Annotated in this window: 20 protein-coding genes; 4 read left to right on the forward strand and 16 right to left on the reverse strand. The window is 44.6% G+C overall.

The annotated features are described in order from the left end of the window. Positions 1 to 18: 18 nt before the first annotated feature. The 6 genes from ACZ5GB_RS05400 to gspG form a co-directional block, all read right to left on the reverse strand. Complete coding sequence (locus ACZ5GB_RS05400; protein WP_464326234.1) at positions 19 to 663, reverse strand: hypothetical protein; 645 nt, start codon at positions 661 to 663, stop codon at positions 19 to 21. Beyond that, positions 644 to 2,620, reverse strand: coding sequence for a type II secretion system secretin GspD (gene gspD / locus ACZ5GB_RS05405; protein ID WP_464326235.1), 1,977 nt, complete (start codon positions 2,618 to 2,620; stop codon positions 644 to 646). The genes ACZ5GB_RS05400 and gspD overlap by 20 nt, the downstream gene beginning before the upstream one ends. Next, entirely contained in the window at positions 2,617 to 3,360 is a 744-nt protein-coding gene (locus ACZ5GB_RS05410) for a PDZ domain-containing protein (protein WP_464326236.1), read from the reverse strand. Before ACZ5GB_RS05410 ends, gspD begins: the two co-directional genes overlap by 4 nt. A 240-nt stretch (positions 3,361 to 3,600) precedes the next feature. Next, positions 3,601 to 4,086: a type II secretion system protein gene (locus tag ACZ5GB_RS05415; protein WP_464326237.1), complete on the reverse strand. Its 486-nt coding sequence runs from the start codon at positions 4,084 to 4,086 to the stop codon at positions 3,601 to 3,603. Then, the gene (locus tag ACZ5GB_RS05420; RefSeq protein ID WP_464326238.1) at positions 4,061 to 4,366 is read right to left on the reverse strand and encodes a prepilin-type N-terminal cleavage/methylation domain-containing protein; all 306 of its coding nucleotides are present in this window, start codon (positions 4,364 to 4,366) and stop codon (positions 4,061 to 4,063) included. Before ACZ5GB_RS05420 ends, ACZ5GB_RS05415 begins: the two co-directional genes overlap by 26 nt. Further along, positions 4,353 to 4,754 carry a type II secretion system major pseudopilin GspG gene (gspG, locus tag ACZ5GB_RS05425; protein ID WP_464326239.1) on the reverse strand — a complete coding sequence of 134 codons (402 nt, stop codon included), beginning with the start codon at positions 4,752 to 4,754 and terminating at the stop codon, positions 4,353 to 4,355. The genes ACZ5GB_RS05420 and gspG overlap by 14 nt, the downstream gene beginning before the upstream one ends. A 136-nt stretch (positions 4,755 to 4,890) precedes the next feature. On the opposite strand from gspG, the gene ACZ5GB_RS05430 reads away from it, so the two are divergent. Then, entirely contained in the window at positions 4,891 to 5,097 is a 207-nt protein-coding gene (locus ACZ5GB_RS05430) for a YgaP family membrane protein (RefSeq protein WP_464326240.1), read from the forward strand. On the opposite strand, the gene ACZ5GB_RS05435 is transcribed toward ACZ5GB_RS05430, so the two are convergent. Genes ACZ5GB_RS05435 through ACZ5GB_RS05450 form a run of 4 tightly spaced genes read right to left on the reverse strand, consistent with a single transcriptional unit; the run spans position 5,094 to position 7,875 of the window. Continuing rightward, positions 5,094 to 5,381, reverse strand: a complete 288-nt coding sequence (locus ACZ5GB_RS05435) for a 2Fe-2S iron-sulfur cluster-binding protein (protein WP_464326241.1) — start codon at positions 5,379 to 5,381, stop codon at positions 5,094 to 5,096. The two genes, ACZ5GB_RS05430 and ACZ5GB_RS05435, sit on opposite strands and share 4 nt — an antisense overlap. A gap of 29 nt (positions 5,382 to 5,410) precedes the next feature. Then, complete coding sequence (locus ACZ5GB_RS05440) at positions 5,411 to 5,959, reverse strand: flavin reductase family protein (protein ID WP_464326242.1); 549 nt, start codon at positions 5,957 to 5,959, stop codon at positions 5,411 to 5,413. Positions 5,960 to 5,978: 19 nt separating this feature from the next. After that, a complete protein-coding gene (locus ACZ5GB_RS05445; RefSeq protein WP_464326243.1) occupies positions 5,979 to 6,653 on the reverse strand; it encodes an MjaI family restriction endonuclease in 675 nt (224 codons plus the stop codon). Continuing rightward, positions 6,631 to 7,875 carry a DNA methyltransferase gene (locus ACZ5GB_RS05450; RefSeq protein WP_464326244.1) on the reverse strand — a complete coding sequence of 415 codons (1,245 nt, stop codon included), beginning with the start codon at positions 7,873 to 7,875 and terminating at the stop codon, positions 6,631 to 6,633. The genes ACZ5GB_RS05445 and ACZ5GB_RS05450 overlap by 23 nt, the downstream gene beginning before the upstream one ends. A gap of 29 nt (positions 7,876 to 7,904) precedes the next feature. On the opposite strand from ACZ5GB_RS05450, the gene ACZ5GB_RS05455 reads away from it, so the two are divergent. After that, positions 7,905 to 8,480, forward strand: coding sequence for a tRNA threonylcarbamoyladenosine biosynthesis protein TsaB (locus ACZ5GB_RS05455; protein ID WP_464326245.1), 576 nt, complete (start codon positions 7,905 to 7,907; stop codon positions 8,478 to 8,480). On the opposite strand, the gene ACZ5GB_RS05460 is transcribed toward ACZ5GB_RS05455, so the two are convergent. The 4 genes from ACZ5GB_RS05460 to ACZ5GB_RS05475 all read right to left on the reverse strand — a co-directional run bounded on the left by ACZ5GB_RS05460 (position 8,448) and on the right by ACZ5GB_RS05475 (position 15,024). Further along, positions 8,448 to 9,401 carry an MFS transporter gene (locus ACZ5GB_RS05460; RefSeq protein ID WP_464326246.1) on the reverse strand — a complete coding sequence of 318 codons (954 nt, stop codon included), beginning with the start codon at positions 9,399 to 9,401 and terminating at the stop codon, positions 8,448 to 8,450. The genes ACZ5GB_RS05455 and ACZ5GB_RS05460 overlap by 33 nt on opposite strands. Before the next feature lie 179 nt (positions 9,402 to 9,580). After that, positions 9,581 to 14,071, reverse strand: a complete 4,491-nt coding sequence (gltB, locus tag ACZ5GB_RS05465; RefSeq protein WP_464326247.1) for a glutamate synthase large subunit — start codon at positions 14,069 to 14,071, stop codon at positions 9,581 to 9,583. A 72-nt stretch (positions 14,072 to 14,143) separates the two neighbouring features. Further along, entirely contained in the window at positions 14,144 to 14,692 is a 549-nt protein-coding gene (locus tag ACZ5GB_RS05470; RefSeq protein WP_464326248.1) for a thermonuclease family protein, read from the reverse strand. Between the two features lie 8 nt (positions 14,693 to 14,700). After that, complete coding sequence (locus ACZ5GB_RS05475) at positions 14,701 to 15,024, reverse strand: nucleotidyltransferase family protein (protein ID WP_464326249.1); 324 nt, start codon at positions 15,022 to 15,024, stop codon at positions 14,701 to 14,703. Between the two features lie 244 nt (positions 15,025 to 15,268). Here ACZ5GB_RS05475 and ACZ5GB_RS05480 point away from each other — a divergent pair, with 244 nt between their 5' ends. Together ACZ5GB_RS05480 and ACZ5GB_RS05485 are read left to right on the forward strand one after the other, a co-directional pair. Then, positions 15,269 to 15,790 (forward strand): hypothetical protein, encoded by a 522-nt coding sequence (locus tag ACZ5GB_RS05480; protein WP_464326250.1) that lies wholly within the window; start codon positions 15,269 to 15,271, stop codon positions 15,788 to 15,790. Then, positions 15,771 to 17,225 (forward strand): menaquinone biosynthesis decarboxylase, encoded by a 1,455-nt coding sequence (locus ACZ5GB_RS05485; RefSeq protein ID WP_464326251.1) that lies wholly within the window; start codon positions 15,771 to 15,773, stop codon positions 17,223 to 17,225. The genes ACZ5GB_RS05480 and ACZ5GB_RS05485 overlap by 20 nt, the downstream gene beginning before the upstream one ends. 9 nt (positions 17,226 to 17,234) lie before the next feature. Here the strand turns inward: ACZ5GB_RS05485 and ACZ5GB_RS05490 are convergent, their stop codons facing one another. Together ACZ5GB_RS05490 and ACZ5GB_RS05495 are read right to left on the reverse strand one after the other, a co-directional pair. Next, positions 17,235 to 17,702: a C40 family peptidase gene (locus ACZ5GB_RS05490; RefSeq protein ID WP_464326252.1), complete on the reverse strand. Its 468-nt coding sequence runs from the start codon at positions 17,700 to 17,702 to the stop codon at positions 17,235 to 17,237. Continuing rightward, positions 17,686 to 18,846 carry a geranylgeranyl reductase family protein gene (locus ACZ5GB_RS05495; RefSeq protein ID WP_464326253.1) on the reverse strand — a complete coding sequence of 387 codons (1,161 nt, stop codon included), beginning with the start codon at positions 18,844 to 18,846 and terminating at the stop codon, positions 17,686 to 17,688. The genes ACZ5GB_RS05490 and ACZ5GB_RS05495 overlap by 17 nt, the downstream gene beginning before the upstream one ends. Between the last annotated feature and the right edge of the window lies 1 nt (position 18,847).

Genomic DNA, 18,847 nt, shown 5'->3' on the forward strand with positions numbered 1-18,847 from the left:
TATCACCCCCCCACCTTGTCAAGGAGTTTTCAGCTCAAGCCTTTCAAGCCGACCGCTTATAACAAGCCTCATACCACCGCCGGAGACCTGGCCGTTTATGGTGGATTTTAGGGGGTTTGAATGGTTATAAACTATCTGCCCGTCGCCTACTAAGTTAAGGCCCATGGCCCTCCCTTTTGCAGTAAAGACCCTACCTTTGAGGTCAAGGTTTAGTTCTTCCAGCTTTAGCTCTTGAGCCTTTAGGCCCTTTATCTCCAGCTTGCCATAAAGGCCATCCTTGATAAGTATATCTCCGGATAAGCTTTCCACATCTCCAAGGCAGGTAAAGTCCTTAGCCTTTAGCCTCTTTGCACCCAAGGACCACTCCACATAAAGGCTCTTTCCATCACACAAACCAGAAAGGCTAAGCCCAGAGAGAGAAAGGCTTATTTTAAGAGAGTCAAAGCGCACAAGCTTGAAGTTTTGGTCATAAAGGGCAACGCCCTTCAGGTTTATATGTGTAAGTCCCTCTTCTACTTTTTGCGCCGTCAGGTATAAACCGTTCTTCAAAAGCATCTTATCAAGGACCAAAAACTTGGGAAATGTTAAAAAAAGAATAGCTAAGAAAAATAAAAGACTCAAGAAGATGTATAAAAACAGAGATTTAAGGCTTAGCTTTCTCATTCTTTTCCTGCTTTTCTAAAAGTTTTCTTAATTCATCTGCCAGTTTTTGATGTTCTTGGGTTATCTTGCTTAGCTCCTCTGGCTTTTCTACCACATAGGGAGTTAGGAATATAAAGAGGGAAACCTTATCCTCCGTTTTGGTATCTCTTCTGAAAAGCCTTCCAAAAAGTGGAATATCCTTTAGGCCCGGCACACCTTCTACGGTGTTTATGGTCCTATTGTTTATAAGCCCGCCTATTATGATGGTCTGTCCGTTCTCCACCACCACGTCGGAGTTGACCTGTCTGTTGGAAGTTATAGGCACCGCATAGCTTAGCTGTCCCACTTGAGGCCTTATAAAGTCCACTATCTCTTGCACCTGAAGGTTTATGGTGAGCCTTAGGTTGTTCTCCGCTATGGTGGGTGTAATCTTTAGGTCCAGGCCCACCTCCTTATAGTCGTAGGTTATAACGGGTTGTCCGTTTATATCAAACTTTACGCCAGAGGCATAGGGTATTACTTGACCTACTTTTATCTCCGCAGGCTGGTTGTCAAGGGTAAGTACCTTTGGGTTTGAGATAAGATTAAAGCCCGTGCCTTTTTCCAAGAGAGAAAAGAGAAGTACCAAGTCTGGGAAAAAGAGGTTAACACCACCTATGGTGATGGTTTTCCCTACGTTGTTTATAAAGCCAAGGACAAAGTTGCCAGTAAGCATTGAACTGTATATGTCCTGAAGGCTTCCCACACCAAAGCCAGCGCCTCCCTTTGAACCAAAAGCTTGCCACCGTACTCCAATATCCAAGGCTTTACTTGTAGACATCTCCACCACAGAGGCGGCTATTAGCACTTGCCTTCTTCTCACATCAAGCTTTTCTATAAGGGCCTTTAGGCTTTCAAACTCTTGTGGAGTGGCGTATATAAGCACCGAGTTGGTTCCTCTGTCAAAGCCTATGCGGGTGCCTTCCTTTGTTTGTATGGATGGTATGGGCTGGGGCTGTGGCGTTGGTTGCTTGGGCTTTTGCAAGGGCGTTTCAAGCCCTTTTATATCCACCGGTTGTACTTGGTATTGAGGAGTGGGCTGGGCCACAGTAGGGACAACACCAGTAAGAAGGCTTTGAAGGCTCTTATGGAGCTCCTCTGCCGATATGAACTTTAAGGGAACCACATAAAAGCTCCTATCTTCTGTGATCTGCGTGGATTGGTCTATGGTTTTTATTATCTCTTCTACTATGGCTTGAATGTCTTCCCTTGCCACCACCACTATGGCGTTGGCATCTTTGCTTATTGTGGCCACACTTGGCGCGCCAGTTTGCTGTTGTAGGGTGCTTAACACACCCTGAAGGCTCTGCAAAACATTTTCCGCCTTAGCCTTTTGGAGAGGATAGAGCTTTACCTTTAGACCTCTTTGTGGAGAGTCAAGCTCTTTGAGTATACCCTTTATCTTTTCTATGTTTTTGGCAATGTCTGCCACTATGAGGGTGTTGGACTGAGTGTGGACTCCCACTTTGGCAAAGGGAGAGAGAAAAGGCTGTATGGCCTGCTGGAGCTGTTGGGCTTGGGTGTTTTCTGCGGTATAAAGGTAAAGGATCACATCTGCGCTAGTGGTAGGCCTTTTTGGCTCCGCCAGAGGCACAGCCTGAGCTATGGGAAGTATACGCACAAAGTTTTTGTCCTCCACCACACCGTAGCCTTGAAGGGTAAGGGACATAACAAAAAGGTCCCAGGCTTGTTTAATACTTACAGGCTTGGCAGAGCTTATGGTTATAGTTCCCTTCACGTTGGGGTCAAGCACTATGTTTTTGCCCGTGAGCTCCGACATGAACTTTACCACAAGGGATATATCCGCATTTTGGAAGTTAAGGAATACCTTTCCAGTCCTTTTTTGCTCTTGAGCCTGCTTTTGGATAGCCTCCGCATCCTGAGACCACGCAGGCACAAAAAAGAAAAGAAGCAAAAACACCGCCATTAACCTTTTCATCCTTCTACCCTCAAAAGCAATTCTATAATTTCACTGCCCCTCTGCAAGTTCAATTTTATACTGTTTTCGTTTCTTAGCACCTGCAATATTCTAAAGGCGTCCTCACCGCTTTTTATCTCTTGGTTGTTTATAGACAGTAGCACATCTCCTGGTTTTATACCAGCCCTTTCAAAGATGCTTCCGGGCTCTATCCACTCAAAGAGAAAGCCCTTTGTCCTTCCTTCCTGCACAAAAGGCACAAGCCTTATCTGCCTAAACATTACGCCAGGATCTGCGGTGATGCGCTGGAGTTCTTCTTTTGATACGCTGGCTTGGAGGCTCTTTGTGGCCTGTGGTGTTGGAGATGTGGATTTGGAGACCTGCATAGAAGGCTCTCCAGATTTAAAGCTAAAGCCTATGGCAAGCCTATCCTTATCCCTTGACAAGACTATGTAGTTCCTTTCTATATCCACTACTCTGTAGCCTTTTACTTCTGAGCCTATCCTTACAGTTTGAGTGGAGCCATCCACTTCAATGAGGGCAAGGCGCACAGAGCCTGTAGCCGTGGCAAGCAGTTTAATGGATGTGGGCTTTTCCTCCTTTTTTGGATAGAGGCTTTCAAACTTTGAAAAAAGGCTTGAAACTTGAAGGCTTTCCCTTTTTAAATCCGGTGGCACAATTTTAATATCCTTTGCTATCCAAATATACAATAGTATAAGCACAAAAAAGGGCAGAAGAATTAAAGGGTAAAACACAAGCATGTTAATTATTGTAAACCTATACGTGGGGTGAGAAATTCATCCTTTGTAGTGGCAGGTTTTAAACCTGCCAAATTATAAAACATCAGGCGGGTTCAAGACCCGCCACTACTTTTGGATTTTTTATTAGTAGTTGCACGGCATGCCGTGCTTCTACATTTCTTGTCTCATTTATTTTTTGCAAGAAGGTATGATGGTATCCCAGCTTCCTAATTAATTTCTCACCCGGCGTAAGCATGTTAATTATTGTAAACCTATCCTCAAAAGCTTCCCTTCAAAGAACAGTTCAACCCACTGAGGAAGCCCTTTAAACTCCTCATAGTAGCTTCCGTTGGAAAAGGCCCTAAAGGAAAGGTCCTTAAACCTTCCAAGCTTTATAAGTCTGTCCTCCTCATAAAAGGCTATATCCCCATAAGGGTAGGGAAACTCATAGTAATAGAGCCAGCCATCCTTGTATATGTATGCACACTTTACTATGCCTTGATAGTAATCCCCGGAGGAAGTTATCATAAAGATAGCATCCTTTCTTAAGTAAAGGTCTGTGGCGCCTATTAGCTTTCTTTGAAGGTTCCAAAAGAGCAATATCTCTTCCTTTGTGAGCTGTGAAGACTGGGAGAGAAGATAGGAGCTACGCAAAGAAGAGTAAAAGCTATAGGAAAGCAAGCCCAAAAAGAGGCCCATTAGGGTCAAAGCTAAAAGCACTTCAATGAGGGTAAAGGCCCTTTTCATCTTTTAATTTATAGATAAATACTTCCGCAGACCCAAGCCTGTAGCTTATCTCTTCCAGCTGTGGATAATCCTCAAGGCTTTTCTTTTCCACCTCCAAGCCTTCTGTTTTTCCCTCCACCAGAGCGTTATTGAGCTTTATTAGGTCTTCGGAAAGTTCATAAGCATTTGAATACTCAAGCCTTGCAAAGGATAAAACTTCAAAGACTACAGAAAAGCCCACTGCAAGCACAACAAGCGCCACCAAAAGCTCAAGAAGGGTAAAGCCCCTATTGCCACACATCTATATCGTCTTCCGTGCCTTCCTTTCCATCCGGCCCCATAGACCTCAGTTCATATGGCCTTCCTATCCCAGGAGACATATATATAAAATCCCTGTCCCAAGCATCCTTTGGAAGCTTGTCCAGATACTGCCTCCACCTTTGGGGTATGGGTGGTGTGGTGGGTTTTTCCACAAGGGCCTTTAGCCCTTGTTCTGTGGTGGGATAAAAGCCGTTGTCAAGTTTATACTGTTCCAAGGCATCCTTTATGGCCTTCATCTGAACTTTGGTAGCCTCAATCTTTGCCTCATCCACCCTTCCCGTTATCCTTGGAACCACTATGGCTGCCAATATACCAAGGATGATGATAACCACCAAAAGCTCTATAAGTGTAAAGCCCTTCTGCCTCATAGGAAAATTATAAAGCTTAGGATGCGGGAACAGGTCCTTAAGTAGGATGGATTTTTGAAACAACCTCCCTTACCTCTTGACTAAGGCTTTTAAGTAAATTAGAATATTCTTATAATCTTATGCGTGGAGGTAAGCCATGACTATGGATAGGGCCCTTAGACTAACCTCTGGTTTGGTGCTTTTGATAGTCTTTCTTATAGCCATACGTCCTGCGGACATTCATTGGTTTTGGAAGCTCTTTATAGTCTTTATGTCCATAAACCAAATACAGTCTGCCTTTACTGGATGGTGTCCTGTAATTAGCCTTTACAGGAGGCTGGGCATAAAGGAATGCACCTGTTAATCCGTCTCCAGCTCTATCTCACAGCCTTCCTTTTCTATAACAAGCTGACAGGTGAGCCTCCTGTTCTCCTCATACTCTCCTATGCGCCAGAGGGTTTCTTCCTCCTGCTCGGAAGGCTCTGCCAGGCACTCAAGCCCCTTTACCACAGTGCATACACAAACACCACACTGACCGTCGGTGCAACCAAACTCAACCCCAGCCTTTTCTATCTCATGATGGTATTCGCCAAACTTTACGCCCGCCGGAATTTCCAACACCTTTCCGTTTATCTTTACCTTAGCCATTGCAATATTTATTTTAATCTTGAAATGCCTTAAAGTTCTTGATTTATCTCAATGATTTTACAAAAGCCTCCAAAGACCCTACCAACAGGCCTCAAGGACCACACATTTAGGCTTTCTGCACCGGCCAAAAGGACCCTGCCAAAGATGAGGTCATAGCCAAAAAGTTCTTCGTGTTTTAAAAGCCTACATTCAAGCCATGCTTTAGCCCTTGCCACCCTTGGCACCCTTACCTTATAGCTTTCTGCCGGCTCAAGGCCAGCCCTTTCAAACTCGCTTACCTCTGGTGGAAAGTCTTCCGAGCTTATCTTCACCTCTTTGATTAGCTCTTCTGAGACAAGATTTATCACAAACTCGCCTGTGCTAAGGATGTTCCTCGCTGTGTCCTTCCTGCTACCGTCCTCCCTTTTGCTTATAGATATAAGGATAACCGGTGGCTCATCGCATACCGCATTGTAAAAGCTAAAGGGTGCAAGGTTCAAAAGGCCCTCCTGGCTCATAGAAGATACCCATGCTATGGGCCTTGGCACCACAAGGCTTGTAAGCACCTCATAAGGGTCAAAGCCCTCAGGCCTTTCCATATCAAAGATCATAGCCACCTTACTTACCCTGCTCTCCTTTCAATCTCTCAATTTCTTTTCTTATCTCTTCTACAATTTCTTTGTTATATATCACCTTCTTATCTTTTTCTTTTATTGAAAAGACTATAAAAACACTTCCCCCAAATTCACTTTTAAATTTTTCATGAGTTCTCTTCAGTATATCCTCCCATTTATGAATATTAGATGTGTGTTTATAAGTTATGGGTTTTATTTGCAAGCCTATATACTTTCCATCAACCTCTATATAAAAATCTACATTGTATAACCTGTCCCACTCGTCTGGAGCGGGCCTTATCTCAACGCCAAGATAATCCGCCAATTGTCCGTATATGGTATCAATCTCTGTTCTATACTCTTCATAAGTTCTGTTAAGTACCAGCTCTTTTATATAACTTATACAATCCTCCTGCGTTATTTCAGATATTTCTGACTGTAGCACCTCCGAAATTTTTACATATAACTTCTGTCCTAAGTTTTCAAGATACTCATCAGGAGTTAAATCCACACCTTCACTTTTAAGCTTTTCTAATAATTTTTCATAATAACGTTCCTTCCATTCTTCCAAATTCTTAGGAGAAGCTTCACGAATCCATTCTGCTACAGGGCCTACATACTTTTTCTTGTTATAGCCCCATCTATTGGTTGCTATGTTAAGTATCCACTCTTTCCCCACTGGATACCTCCTGCCATAGTTTGATAAATTTTTTCTTATAAAGGTGGTTTTCAGATAAGTCTGGCAGTGCTAAGCCGGATTTTAAAAGGTAGGCATTTACAAAGATTTTATTTTTTAAATAAACATAAGCTTTTACTGTATGTTCATCAAGCACTTGGTAATTTCTTATGAATATTTCCTTTCCAAGAATATAATCCTTTAAATACTTCAGCGTCCTTTCTCTATCTATGACTTTAACCCCCAGGAACTTTATATTTAAACCTGTATTGGTCTCAATAGTTTCTTCATTTAAAATTCTAATAACTTTATATAACCTTTCTCCATTAAAGTTAAAACTCTTTGGTTCTATAAGCGGTTTAGCATCTTTTATTCTTGGTAAATATTCTATGGGTGGCTTATTTACAATATCAACTTCTCTTTCAATAATGTCAATCTGATTAGCATCTCCTATTTTTGACAAGATTAGACTAAGAAATTCTTTGTTTATCTCGTAGCCTATGGCTTTTCTGTTTAATTCCATTGCAACCTTCATAGTGGTTCCACTACCAAGAAAGGGGTCTAGCACCGTATCGCCTACAAAGGAAAACATTTTTATAAGCCTTTTTGGAAGCTCTTCTGGAAACATAGCCTCGTGGCCTATCTTCTTAGCCCCTGCAAACCGCCAATGCCCAGAAAAATATTCTTTCCATTCCTCTTTTGTAAGCTTTGAAGCCTCTTTTATTTCCTTTGGCACAATCTTATTCTTACCAGGTTTTTTAAATATGAGAATAAACTCATAGTCTATTTCCACTATGCCATTAGGTGGATAAGGAAAGGAACCCATAACTACAGCTCCGCCTGTGGTGTTCATGGTGGTCTTTTTTTGCCATATTATAGAGCCAAGGTAATCAAAGCCTATACTTTCGCACTGGCTTATTATCTCGGCATGGATAGGTATAACCTTATACCTTCCATATACAACAGCTCTTGAAAATTGATCTCCAATGTTTATACATAGCCTACCGCCCTCCCGAAGCACCCTAAAACACTCCTTCCATACCATATATAGGTCTGTAAGGTATTCATGGAGAGTTTGACCGTATCCTATCTGTCCTTTAACTCCATAATCCTTTAAATGCCAGTAAGGCGGAGATGTTATGATTAAATCCACTTCCCCATCCTTTACTTCAGCCATACTCCTACTATCACCTATGATCAATCTCGCCTTATGCCTTCCTTCCATACACTATCTATTGTAAAATAAACACACCCATGAGGCTACTATCCCTTGACACTTCCTTTTCTTTTATAAACCTCACCCTTATAGAGGATGGCAAGGTGGTCTTGCACCACTATGTGGATGATGGGAAAAAGACCTTAGAACATCTGCCTTCTTTGCTGAAAAGCCTTGGCGTAGAGCCAGAGCATATGGATGCCTTCGCCGTCTCTTTGGGGGTGGGCTATTTGACCTCCTTGAGGATAGGCATAACCTTTATGAAGACCTTGGCATACCTTACCAAAAAGCCCATAGTGGGCTATGAAAACCTCTATATGATGTGCCACTTTCTAAAAAGGGAAGGGGAGTTTTGTGTGGCACTCAAAGTTAGCAACCAGATATTTTGTAGAAGATGCAAAGATGGGAAGATAGGGGAGATAGAGGTTTTAAAAAGCTTGCCGGAAAGCATAAAGGTGGTAGGGCTAAGCGGTCAAGGCCTGGGAGATATCTCTCTTGAGTTTTTTCCCTTTTCCCTCTATGGTGGCCTTTGGGCATACAAAAGGTTAATGGAAGGCTATGGTGGTGATAACCCCGTGCTTTTAGAACCCATATATCTGAGGCCTCCTGTTTGAAAGCTTGTATATGACAAAGCCCAGAATGGGAAAGACAAGCATGAGAAGGGCAGAAAGCCTGTAGTTTCCGCCTGTAAGATAGAGTAATAGGGACCAGCTTAAGAGGCCCAAGCTTGAGGCTATACGCTCGCTAAGGGAATAGAAAGAAAACCTTATGGCTATGTCTCCCTTTGTGAATTTTTCAATAAGAAGCACTCTTGATGTGGTCCAAAGGTGGGAGAGGGAAAGGCCTGCAAAGAGGCCAAGTAGGAGTATCATGGACCTTGGCGTGAAGAAAAGGAGTATTAAAAAGGCACTCCAAAGAAAAAAGCCAAAAGGGAAAAGCCTGTTGGCCGAAATTCTATCTGTAAGCCTTCCCCACAGAAGGCCTCCAAGCACACCGCCAATGGCCGAAAGGCCTATGGTCCTGTATATCTCCCCCTCCTTTAGCCCATAGACCTCCCTCAAATAGACCCCCATCATGGCTATCATGGTATTGGCAAGCTCCATAAGCAAAAGCATGGATGCCATGGTTAAAAGAAAGTTTTTGTCCTTTAGAACCTCCCTTATGCTTATGATCTGTCTTTCTTTTGGTTCTGTGAGGTAAATTAGGGAAGGAAGGGACAAAAGGAAAAAGATAAGGGCTATGAAGATGAAGGCTGTGGGAAGGCTAAGCCTTGGTGCAAAAAGTATTAAAGCCACCGCAGAGCCAACGTAGCCCAAGGCCACACCAAGGCCGGAGGCCGTCCCTTTTGTCTCAAAGATTTTTAGCAAGGAGTTATAAAAGAGCATGGCCTGCTGGTGGATGATGGCCAAAAGAAGGTAAAGGAGGAAGTTCAATTCTACACTGTGAAAGGAAAGGTAGAGGGCAAAGCAAACAAGTGGTATGAGAAGGCTAAAGAGGCTGAAGAATGTCTTCCTTAGGCCTCTGTAATCTGCCACTTTGCTAAGCCTTAGGGCAATAAAAAAGGAAAGTAAAAAGGCAAGGCCATAGAGGGTTGAATAGGTTTTTACGTCTATGTGCTGGGTAATATAGAGGGGGTAAAGGGTGGAGAAGAGGAGGGCTCCTAAGATGGTTTCTCCAGAGTCATAGAGGGCAAAGGAGAAAAGCCTTACTGCCCTTATTTTTGAACCTCTATCTCACACTGGTCTGTAATGCCATAGGGGTCCCTCTTGCACTGCTCAATGGGCATAACCTTTCTAAACCTTTCCACAAAGTCCTCCCAGTTTTCCAATATATGCTTGGCCCATGGGCTTTGTGTATAGCCCGCATGCTTTTCTATTAGACCTCTTAGCTCTTCCCTTTCGGCATCCAAAAGCTCCCTCGTAATCACATAATCCTTGTTTATCTTAAGGTCTATATCTTCATCAAGAACGTAGGCATAGCCTCCGGTCATTCCCGCTCCAAAGTTCATTCCCACAGGGCCAAGGACCACTACCACACCACCGGTCATATACTCACAGCAGTGCATGCCAGCACCTTCCACCACCGCCATAGCTCCACTGTTCCTTACTGCAAACCTCTCTCCAGCCTTTCCGCTGGCGTATAGCTCACCACCTGTGGCACCATAAAGGCATGTATTGCCCATGATCACATGGTTTTGAGTGTCCTCCACATCGTAAGGCCTTATGACTATCCTTCCACCGTACATGCCCTTACCTACATAGTCGTTGGCATCACCTATAAGGGTCAAGGACATTCCTTTGTGGTTGAAGGCTCCAAAGCTCTGGCCTGCAGTGCCTTTAAAGACAAGCTGTATGGTATCCTCAGGAAGGCCTTCATCTCTATACTTTAAGGCTATGTAATAAGCAAGCCTTGTAGGCACGCTTCTGTCTACGTTCCTTATAGTATACTCTCCGTAAAACCTTTCTCCCCTTTCTATGTATGGAAGAACCTCCTCCTCCAGCCTCTTTGCCAGGTCGCTCCTTCTTGGGTTGTCGTTCCTCTCCTGCATACACCTTAAGGGTTTGTCTTTGGGATAGCCCTCCTTTAAAAACTCTTCCAGTTTTACCCTCTTGGAACCGGGTATGTGGTCGTAAGTTTTTATATCAAGCAAGTCTCTCCTTCCTATTATCTCATCAAGAGACCTTACTCCCATCTCCGCCAATATTTCCCTCACCTCTTGCGCCACAGCCCTAAAGTAGGCCATTACGTTTTCCACCTTTCCTTTAAACTTCTCCCTGTATTTGGGGTCTTGGGTGGCCACACCTGTGGGACATTGATTGGTGTGGCAAAGCCTTGCCATCACACAACCTTCCGCTATCATGGCCGCCGTGCCAAAGCCAAACTCCTCCGCACCAAGAAGGGCAGCTATGATCACATCCTTACCAGTCCTCATGCCACCATCCACCCTAAGCCTTACCTTGTCCCTTAGGTTGTTTTCCATCAAGACCCTTTGAGTTTCAGAGAGGCCTATCTCCCAGTAGTTTCCTGCGTTCTTTATGGAGGAGTAGGGGCTTGCGCCCGTTCCGCCTTCCGCACCGCTTATCTGCACTATATCTGCATAGGCCTTTGCCACACCGGCAGCTATGGTTCCCACACCCGTTTCGGCCACAAGCTTGACGCATACCTTAGCCTGTGGGTTTGACTCTTTTAAGTCGTTTATAAGCTGTGCCAAATCCTCTATGGAGTATATATCGTGGTGTGGTGGTGGGGAGATAAGGGTTATGCCCGGCTGGGCATGCCTTAGCCTTGCTATATACTCGTTTACCTTCTTTCCGGGAAGTTGGCCACCCTCTCCAGGCTTTGCACCTTGTGCTATCTTTATCTCAATATCTTTGGCGGAAGCCAAGTAGGTAGGTGTTACACCAAAACGCCCAGAGGCCACTTGCTTTATGGCGGAGTTCTTTATGGTCCAATACCTTGCTGGGTCCTCTCCACCCTCTCCAGAGTTGCTCTTCATACCAAGCCTGTTGCAGGCTTCCGCTATTACTTCATGAGCCTCGGGAGACAAAGCTCCCAAGGACATACCGCCCGTTACAAACCTTTTAAGAATGCTCTCTACGGGTTCTACTTCTTCTATGGGTATAGGCTTTTCTGCCCTCTTGTAGTCCAAAAGGTGCCTTATAAAGGTGGGATGCTCTTCGTTGGCTATACGGGAAAACTCCTTGTAATCCTTATAATCCTTTGTCTCTAAAAACTTGTGCAAAGCCCTTACCACAAAAGGAGACCAGGCGTGGTATTGGCCCCCCTTCCTAAACTTCATATCACCACCATAGTCAAGCTGTGGGCTATCTGTCTCATAGGCCGCATCATGCCTTGCCAAAAGGCTGTTTTGGATTTCAAAGATGCCATCAGACTCAAGGGTTGTTGGAGTTCCCGGGAAATACTCCTCCACAAAGTCTCTGTTTAGGCACACCGTATCAAATATTTTGGCACCTTGATAAGAATTGAGGGTGGATATACCCATCTTGGACATTATCTTTAAAAGCCCATCCTCCAAGGCTTTTTTGTAGTTGAACAAGGCCTTATCATAAGGCACCTTTATCTCACCCTTTTGACAAAGCTCACCTATAAGCTCATACATAAGGTATGGATATATAGCAGAAGCTCCATAGCCTATAAGGCATGCCATATGGTGTGTGTCCCTTGCCTCGCCCGTTTCTACCACAATGGAGACCCTGTTGGCAAGGCCCCTGTCCGATAGCCATTTAAAGACGGCGGAAACGGCCAAAAGGCTTGGCACAGCAAGCCTATGCTTTGATATATTCCTATCGGAAAGCACTACAATGTTTGCGCCCTCTCTTACCGCCTCCTCCACCCTTCTGCAGACTATCTCCACACCAAGTCTGAGGTCGCATATGCTTATACCCTCATACATGGCGTCATAAAGGATATCCGTTATCCTCCTTTCGCCAGCTAAGTCTTGTAGCTCTACAACGCAGTAGCTTCTTTCCTTGGGATATGTCATTGGAACCCAGGCCACCTTAAAATCCTTTTGCTCCATCAAGGCCTTAAACTGGTATGGCAAAAGGATGGGGCTTTCTATCTGGAGCCTCTTGGCATGTTCTTCATCTTCCTTTAAGAAGTTTCTCTTGTGTCCCAAGTTCATCTTAAGGGACATGACAGACCTTTCCCTTATGGGGTCTATGGGTGGGTTGGTAACTTGGGCAAACCTTTGCTTGAAGTATCTAAAGAGAAGCACAGGCTTTTCTGATAGGGGTGGGATTGGTGTATCATCACCCATGGAGAAGGTAACTTCTTTGCCCTCTTCCGCCATAGGCGTCAAGACATGCTTTATCTCCTCTTGGGTGTATCCAAAGGCCACAAGCTTCCTTATCCTTTCTGGGTCCTCCTTTGGTTCTGGAAGGTTGTAATCCTTTACTATCTTCCATAGTCTAACCAAATGCTTTTCAAGCCACTCTCCATAAGGCTTTTTAGAGGCAAGCTCTTTTAGTATCTGCTCTGTTTCCTTTACCTCGCCCTTTGAGAGGTCCACCACCAAAGTGTCCCCAGGCCCAAGCCTACCCTTCTTTAGGACCTTTCTATCTTCCAAATCCACCATCCCAACCTCTGAGCCAAGCACAAGGATGCCATCCTCCGTTAGCACGTACCGTGCGGGTCTAAGGCCGTTCCTGTCCAGATGGGCGCCTATCTTTTTGCCGTCGGTGAAGGCTATGCTTGCAGGACCATCCCAAGGCTTCATAAGGAGGGACTGGTATTCAAAAAAGTCCCTTACTTCCTTGCTTAGCCAAGGCATACCCTCCCATGCTGGTGGTATGAGCATGTTTATGGCGTGTTCTGGACTATAGCCCACAAGCAAAAGAAGCTCAAAGACTCTATCAAGGGAAGCAGAATCGCTCTCATCATTATAGACCAAAGGCCTTACAAGTTTTATGTTGTCTCCAAAAACCTCATGCTGAAGCTCTTGCTCTAAGGCTCTCATCCAGTTTCTATTGCCAAGCAAGGTGTTTATCTCTCCGTTGTGTGCTAAGTATCTAAAAGGCTGTGCCAACTTCCAGTTTGGGAAGGTGTTGGTGGAATACCTCTGATGGAAAAGACAAAAAGAAGACTCTATCCTTTCGTCCCTTAACTCTGGATAAAAAACATCCAGCTGGGGTGCCACAAGCATACCCTTATAGACCAAGGTCTTAGAAGAGAGGGAAGCAAAATAAACCTTGTCCTTTATCTTTTTGTCCGTTTCTATGCGCCTTCTTAGGATGTAAAGCTCCAATTCTCTCCTTTCTGGGTCGCACTTTTCCGTGTCCAAAAGAAGGTGGAATATTTTGGGCATAACCTTAAGGGCAGACTCGCCTACGGCGGACTTGTCCACAGGCACCTCTCTCCAACCTACCAAGGAGAAGGGACTTTTCCTTATGTATTCTTCTATCTGAGGTCTCACATCTTCATAGAGAAAGACTGCACCCACCGCAAGGTTCTCCAAGGAGGAAAGCTCAAGCCCTTCCTTATCTATAAAATCCGCAAAGAATCTTCTTGGAACCTCTATAAGAACACCCGCACCATCGCCCGTTTTGCCATCACCGCCCACTGCACCCCTATGGGTTAAGTTTTTAACGGCCCTAATGCCCCAGCTTACAATCTGATGGCTTTTTTCTCCTTTTATATTGCATACAAAGCCTACACCGCAGGAGTCGTATTCCAAAAGCTCCATTCCTTCACCTCTCAAAAGAGTAAATGGGTTAATATTTTAATATAGGATAGGGACCTTAGAAGTAAATACTATTTATTGTCCCCACAGGCCCTTTCTGTTTTCCCTTGCATACCTTTGGGCCTCCAAAAACCTTTCTTGATACTTCACGTTGGGTGGTATGGTATAGACCTGTGCATAGCCTTCCCTTATCAAAACTTCGTTTAGCATCCTACCATCGGATAGCCACACGTAGGCCAAAAGCCTTCCGTATTTATCCGTCTTCTGCACGTCAAACTCCAAATACACCTTTTCACCCTTTGGGAGAAGGCTTTTTGTAAATTCCTTGGCCTGCCTACCCATTTTTATGATCTCTTCCAAGGAGCGCCCAGTCCTCTCCGAATCTCTTCTGGCCTTTGGATTGTCTGCGCTTTCTGGCGTATCCACTCCTATAAGCCTTACCTTAACCTCTTCTCCATTGGATAAGGTGCAATGGAATGTATCTCCATCCACCACACGGACCACAGTGCAAGGTGTGGTGTTGGATGGTATGTTTGAAGGTGCTTTTTCTACATGTGCATAGTTGGATTTAGAACATGAGATAAGAAAGGCAAGTAAGAAAAATAGAAGGACCTTTAATCTCATGGAGATTATTATATTACAGGTATCAAATCCTCCTTCACTTTCTTCCAAACTTCAGGCACCTGTTTGAGGGCGTTGGGTGTAAGAAGGTCCACTCTTTTCCCCAATATTTTTTCCAGATAGTCCGCCAAACTTATGAATTTTAGTCCTATTGGCTTGCTAAACTCTACCAGTATATCCACATCACTACTTTCTTTATGTTCTCCTCTGGCATAAGAACCAAATATGGCCAAGCTTTTAACTCCATATTCCTTCCTTAAATACCTAAGGTGTTTTCTTAAGGTTTTTATAATGTGTTCCAAATCCTTACTTCTTGGTCTTTGCTTCACTTTCATAAGCTATTATTGTATTCCATATTATACGCTGGGTGAGAAATTAAAGCCCGTAAGCTTCTGGCGCGTTGATTTTCCAAATGTAGTGGCGGGTTTCAAGCTTGCCCTCGGGTCCAAGATCTGTCCAATAATCGGGGGTAGGTTTTGAACCTGCTCCTACAAAGGATAAACTTCTCGCCAAAGGTATGCTTTTTCTCAAAATAAATGCGATAGCCAACGTATGTATTTTGCATTAATATTATCCTTTATGGAAAAAGGCCTTTGGGAAGAGGCTTTGGTGGAGGAGATGATATATCTGATAGCCCATCTTGCCCATGCGGAACAGCACCTTATGGAGTTGGAAGGAGAGACAAAGCTTGAAGACCTTGTGACATACATAGATGAATTAAGGAACAGGAGAAAAACTGTAGGAAACCTTCTTTTCTCCATTCTTGATCTATCGGGGGAAGGTGGTGGAGAGTTCAGGAGCAAGATAGAGAGCCTTTGGTGTGTTCTAAAACATCTTTCTATGGCTTTGGTGCATTGCGATGAGTCTGCGGAGAAGGTAATAAGAAGGATGGACTGCGCCTTGGCGCAAGGAAAAGAGGGAACTGCAAAGAAGCTTTCTAAAAAGCTAAAAGAGCTGTATGAGCTTCGCCAATCTTTGAGAAATTCTATAAGAGAACTGCTTTTTGATGTCTCAAAGAAAATCAGCAAAGCGCCAGCGGTAAGGTGTAGGGAAGACCTTTGCCTTATGGAAGGAGGAGAAGATGCCTTACAAGGACCTTAGAGACTTTATAAAAAGGCTTGAAAAGGAAGGAGAACTTATAAGGATAGAAGAAGAACTTTCTCCCATACTTGAGATAACGGAGGTGACAGACAGGGTTTGTAAGCTTCCCGGTGGTGGAAAGGCCTTACTCTTTGAGAGGCCAAAAGGCTACTCTATTCCAGTGCTTACCAACCTTTTGGGTTCTGAAAAAAGGATAAAGCTTGCCCTTGGCTATGAAAGGCTTGAGGATATAGGCTGGAAGCTATACAAACTCTTGAGGCCAGAGATCCCTCATACCTTCCTTGACAAGCTAAAAAGACTGCCAGAGCTAAAAAAGTTAAACGATGCCTTGCCAAAGGTTGTAAAGGATGGTCCCATAAGGGAGAATGTAAAAAGGGAAAGGATTGACCTTTTTGAGTTTCCCATACTCCAATGCTGGCCAGAGGATGGCGGAAGGTATATAACCTTTGGCCAGGTTATCACAAAGGACCCAGAAAGCGGAATAAGGAACGTGGGCCTATACCGCCTTCAGGTGCTATCTTCTACCGAACTGGCCATGCATTGGCAGATACACAAGGATGGAAACCATCACTACTGGAAGGCAAAAAGGTTAAGGAAAAAGCTTGAGGTGGCCATTGCCATAGGTGGAGACCCTGTGCTTTCCTATGTGGCCTCTGCACCTTTGCCACCGGAGGTGGATGAATACCTCTTTGCAGGCCTCATAAGGGAGGAGGGTGTAGAACTCATAAAGGGTATAACCGTTGACCTTGAATATCCAGCCCATGCGGAGATAGTGATAGAAGGCTATGTGGACCCAGAAGAGCCTCTGATAGATGAAGGTCCCTTTGGGGACCACACGGGCTTTTATACGCCTGTGGACAAGTATCCTAAGATGCACGTAACGGCCATCCTTTACAGAAACAATCCTATATACCTTACCACCATAGTGGGAAGACCACCACAAGAGGACAAATACATAGGCTGGGCAACGGAGAGGATATTTTTGCCCCTTATAAAGTTCAACCTGCCTGAGGTGGTAGATTACCACCTGCCCGCCGAAGGCTGTTTCCACAACTTCTGCTTTGTATCCATAAAGAAACGCTATCCAGGGCATGCCTTTAAGGTAGCCTATGGCCTTTTGGGCCTTGGCCTTATGTCCCTCACAAAGCATATAGTGGTCTTTGACGAAGACATAGACGTTCATGACTTTGGGCAGGTGCTTTGGGCCTGGGGCAATAATGTGGACCCATCAAGGGATGTGCTTATATTGAAAGGCCCTATAGACGTTTTGGACCACAGCACCAATCAGGTAGGCTTTGGTGGAAAGATGATAATAGATGCTACAACCAAGTGGAAGGAAGAGGGCTACACAAGGGAATGGCCAAAGGTGATAGAGATGTCAAAGGAAGTAAAAGAAAAGATAGATAGGATATGGGAGAAGCTAAGGATAAAGTGAGGCTTTCCCTCAACGGTTGGAAAGTATAAGAATAAGCTCTGCTATCTCATCACGGCCCTTGTCTTCCCTACCTCTATCCACTTTCACTGCTTTGGCCACAACGGGCCTCTTATCTACCCTCCTTGCAAAGAGAAACCTTCTCTGCCAATAGGGGTCATCTATCCTATCTATGGTTATTCCCCTGCTTTCGCTGGCATGGACCATCTTACCGTTGCCAATGTATATACCCACATGGGAAGGCCCCGGCCTGTATGTGCTAAAAAACAGTAGGTCTCCCGGCCTTATCTCATCAAGGCTTACTGGAACTCCCACTTGGGCTTGTTCTGCCGTGCTTCTCGGAAGGCTTATACCGTTTACCTCAAACACCCTTTTTACAAAGGCGGAACAGTCCATTCGGTAAAGTTCATTGGCGCCAAACTGGTAAGGCCTCTCCATATAGGTGAGGGCTGTAAGAACTATGCTATCCGTTCCTGCCAAGGCCAAACTTCCGACTAAAAATACCCCTACTATTCCTCCCCTCATGTGGGTTAAGTATACTCTTAAAGCTCTCTATGGTCAAGTGTTTTAAAAATTCAAACAATCCTTTAAGGTAAAGCTCTCCATAGCTTTTTTCTCCTAAAAGCACCCTGTAAAAGTTTTTCAAGGCATAATCCCTTCCCATTTTATACGCCACATATTGGAACCTATAGGCAAGCTTGGCTATCTTTCCAGCACTCAGAAGCTCTTCTTTTAGAGGCCTTAAAAGCTCTCTGTAGGCCTTTAGAGGCTCCTGCGGGCTTTTGACTATTGCCTCCGAGGCAAGCCTTCCCGCCCAAAGGGCGTAGTATATGCCTTCTCCCAAAAGTGGGTCTGTCATGCTTGCCGAGTCTCCCACAAGCAACACCCTATCCCTTCCAAGCCTTAGGTCCCCTTCTGGAAAGGGTATGTGCCAACCCTTCGGATGGATAAACTTTATGCCTTTTTTATTTGAATACTCTCTTAGTATTTTCAAAAGGTCTTCTTTGCCCGTGGTGGCAATGCCCACGCTTATGCCATCACCGTGAGGGAAGACCCAAAGGTAGCCCCTGCTTACCCAGCCTATCTCTATAAGCACCTCCTCCTTTAGGTCTCCTTCTGTAAAAAACTCAAGGCTTTTGAAGGCCCTTCTTTTCCCAAAGCCCAAAATATCCGCCGTTTTTGAATTGGCTCCATCTGCACCCACTATAAAGTCCGAAAGAACACTTCCAGAAGAAGTATAAACTCTGTAGCCTTGTCCTTCCTTCTCAAAGCCTAAAAAGCTTGCCTGCAAGAGGTCCGCACCAGCCTCAAGGGCCTTTTCTACAAGGAAGTGGTCAAAATCCCTTCTGTCCACTATGTAGGCTATTTCTTTGCCCGCCTCCAGTTTATACTCTTCAAGCCCCCTATAGCCAAGCCTTCCAATCCTTATTCTGTTTATCAAAAGCTTCTCATAGCCTTCTGGAAGAAGTTTTAAGGCTCTGGCAGAAAGACAGCCGGCGCAAAGCTTAAACCTTGGAAGCCTTTCCTTTTCCACAAGAAGGACTTTAAGGCCTTTCTTTGAGAGGTGGTAGGCTGTAGAGGCCCCAGCCGGACCTCCTCCTACGACTATAGCATCATACCTCAAG

The sequence above is a fragment of the Hydrogenobacter subterraneus genome (assembly GCF_055390195.1).

What these genes read in the sequence shown, in the direction of transcription:
- ACZ5GB_RS05420 (WP_464326238.1), bottom strand. Translation starts at nt 4,366, where the DNA reads ATGTGTGGCAATAGGGGCTTTACCCTTCTTGAGCTTTTGGTGGCGCTT.
- ACZ5GB_RS05440 (WP_464326242.1), bottom strand. Translation starts at nt 5,959, where the DNA reads ATGGAAAGGCCTGAGGGCTTTGACCCTTATGAGGTGCTTACAAGCCTT.
- gspG (WP_464326239.1), bottom strand. Translation starts at nt 4,754, where the DNA reads ATGAGGCAGAAGGGCTTTACACTTATAGAGCTTTTGGTGGTTATCATC.
- gltB (WP_464326247.1), bottom strand. Translation starts at nt 14,071, where the DNA reads ATGGAGCTTTTGGAATACGACTCCTGCGGTGTAGGCTTTGTATGCAAT.
- ACZ5GB_RS05435 (WP_464326241.1), bottom strand. Translation starts at nt 5,381, where the DNA reads ATGGCTAAGGTAAAGATAAACGGAAAGGTGTTGGAAATTCCGGCGGGC.
- ACZ5GB_RS05475 (WP_464326249.1), bottom strand. Translation starts at nt 15,024, where the DNA reads ATGAAAGTGAAGCAAAGACCAAGAAGTAAGGATTTGGAACACATTATA.
- ACZ5GB_RS05455 (WP_464326245.1), top strand. Translation starts at nt 7,905, where the DNA reads ATGAGGCTACTATCCCTTGACACTTCCTTTTCTTTTATAAACCTCACC.
- ACZ5GB_RS05400 (WP_464326234.1), bottom strand. Translation starts at nt 663, where the DNA reads ATGAGAAAGCTAAGCCTTAAATCTCTGTTTTTATACATCTTCTTGAGT.
- ACZ5GB_RS05450 (WP_464326244.1), bottom strand. Translation starts at nt 7,875, where the DNA reads ATGGAAGGAAGGCATAAGGCGAGATTGATCATAGGTGATAGTAGGAGT.
- ACZ5GB_RS05470 (WP_464326248.1), bottom strand. Translation starts at nt 14,692, where the DNA reads ATGAGATTAAAGGTCCTTCTATTTTTCTTACTTGCCTTTCTTATCTCA.
- ACZ5GB_RS05410 (WP_464326236.1), bottom strand. Translation starts at nt 3,360, where the DNA reads ATGCTTGTGTTTTACCCTTTAATTCTTCTGCCCTTTTTTGTGCTTATA.
- ACZ5GB_RS05415 (WP_464326237.1), bottom strand. Translation starts at nt 4,086, where the DNA reads ATGAAAAGGGCCTTTACCCTCATTGAAGTGCTTTTAGCTTTGACCCTA.
- ACZ5GB_RS05485 (WP_464326251.1), top strand. Translation starts at nt 15,771, where the DNA reads ATGCCTTACAAGGACCTTAGAGACTTTATAAAAAGGCTTGAAAAGGAA.
- gspD (WP_464326235.1), bottom strand. Translation starts at nt 2,620, where the DNA reads ATGAAAAGGTTAATGGCGGTGTTTTTGCTTCTTTTCTTTTTTGTGCCT.
- ACZ5GB_RS05480 (WP_464326250.1), top strand. Translation starts at nt 15,269, where the DNA reads ATGGAAAAAGGCCTTTGGGAAGAGGCTTTGGTGGAGGAGATGATATAT.
- ACZ5GB_RS05430 (WP_464326240.1), top strand. Translation starts at nt 4,891, where the DNA reads ATGACTATGGATAGGGCCCTTAGACTAACCTCTGGTTTGGTGCTTTTG.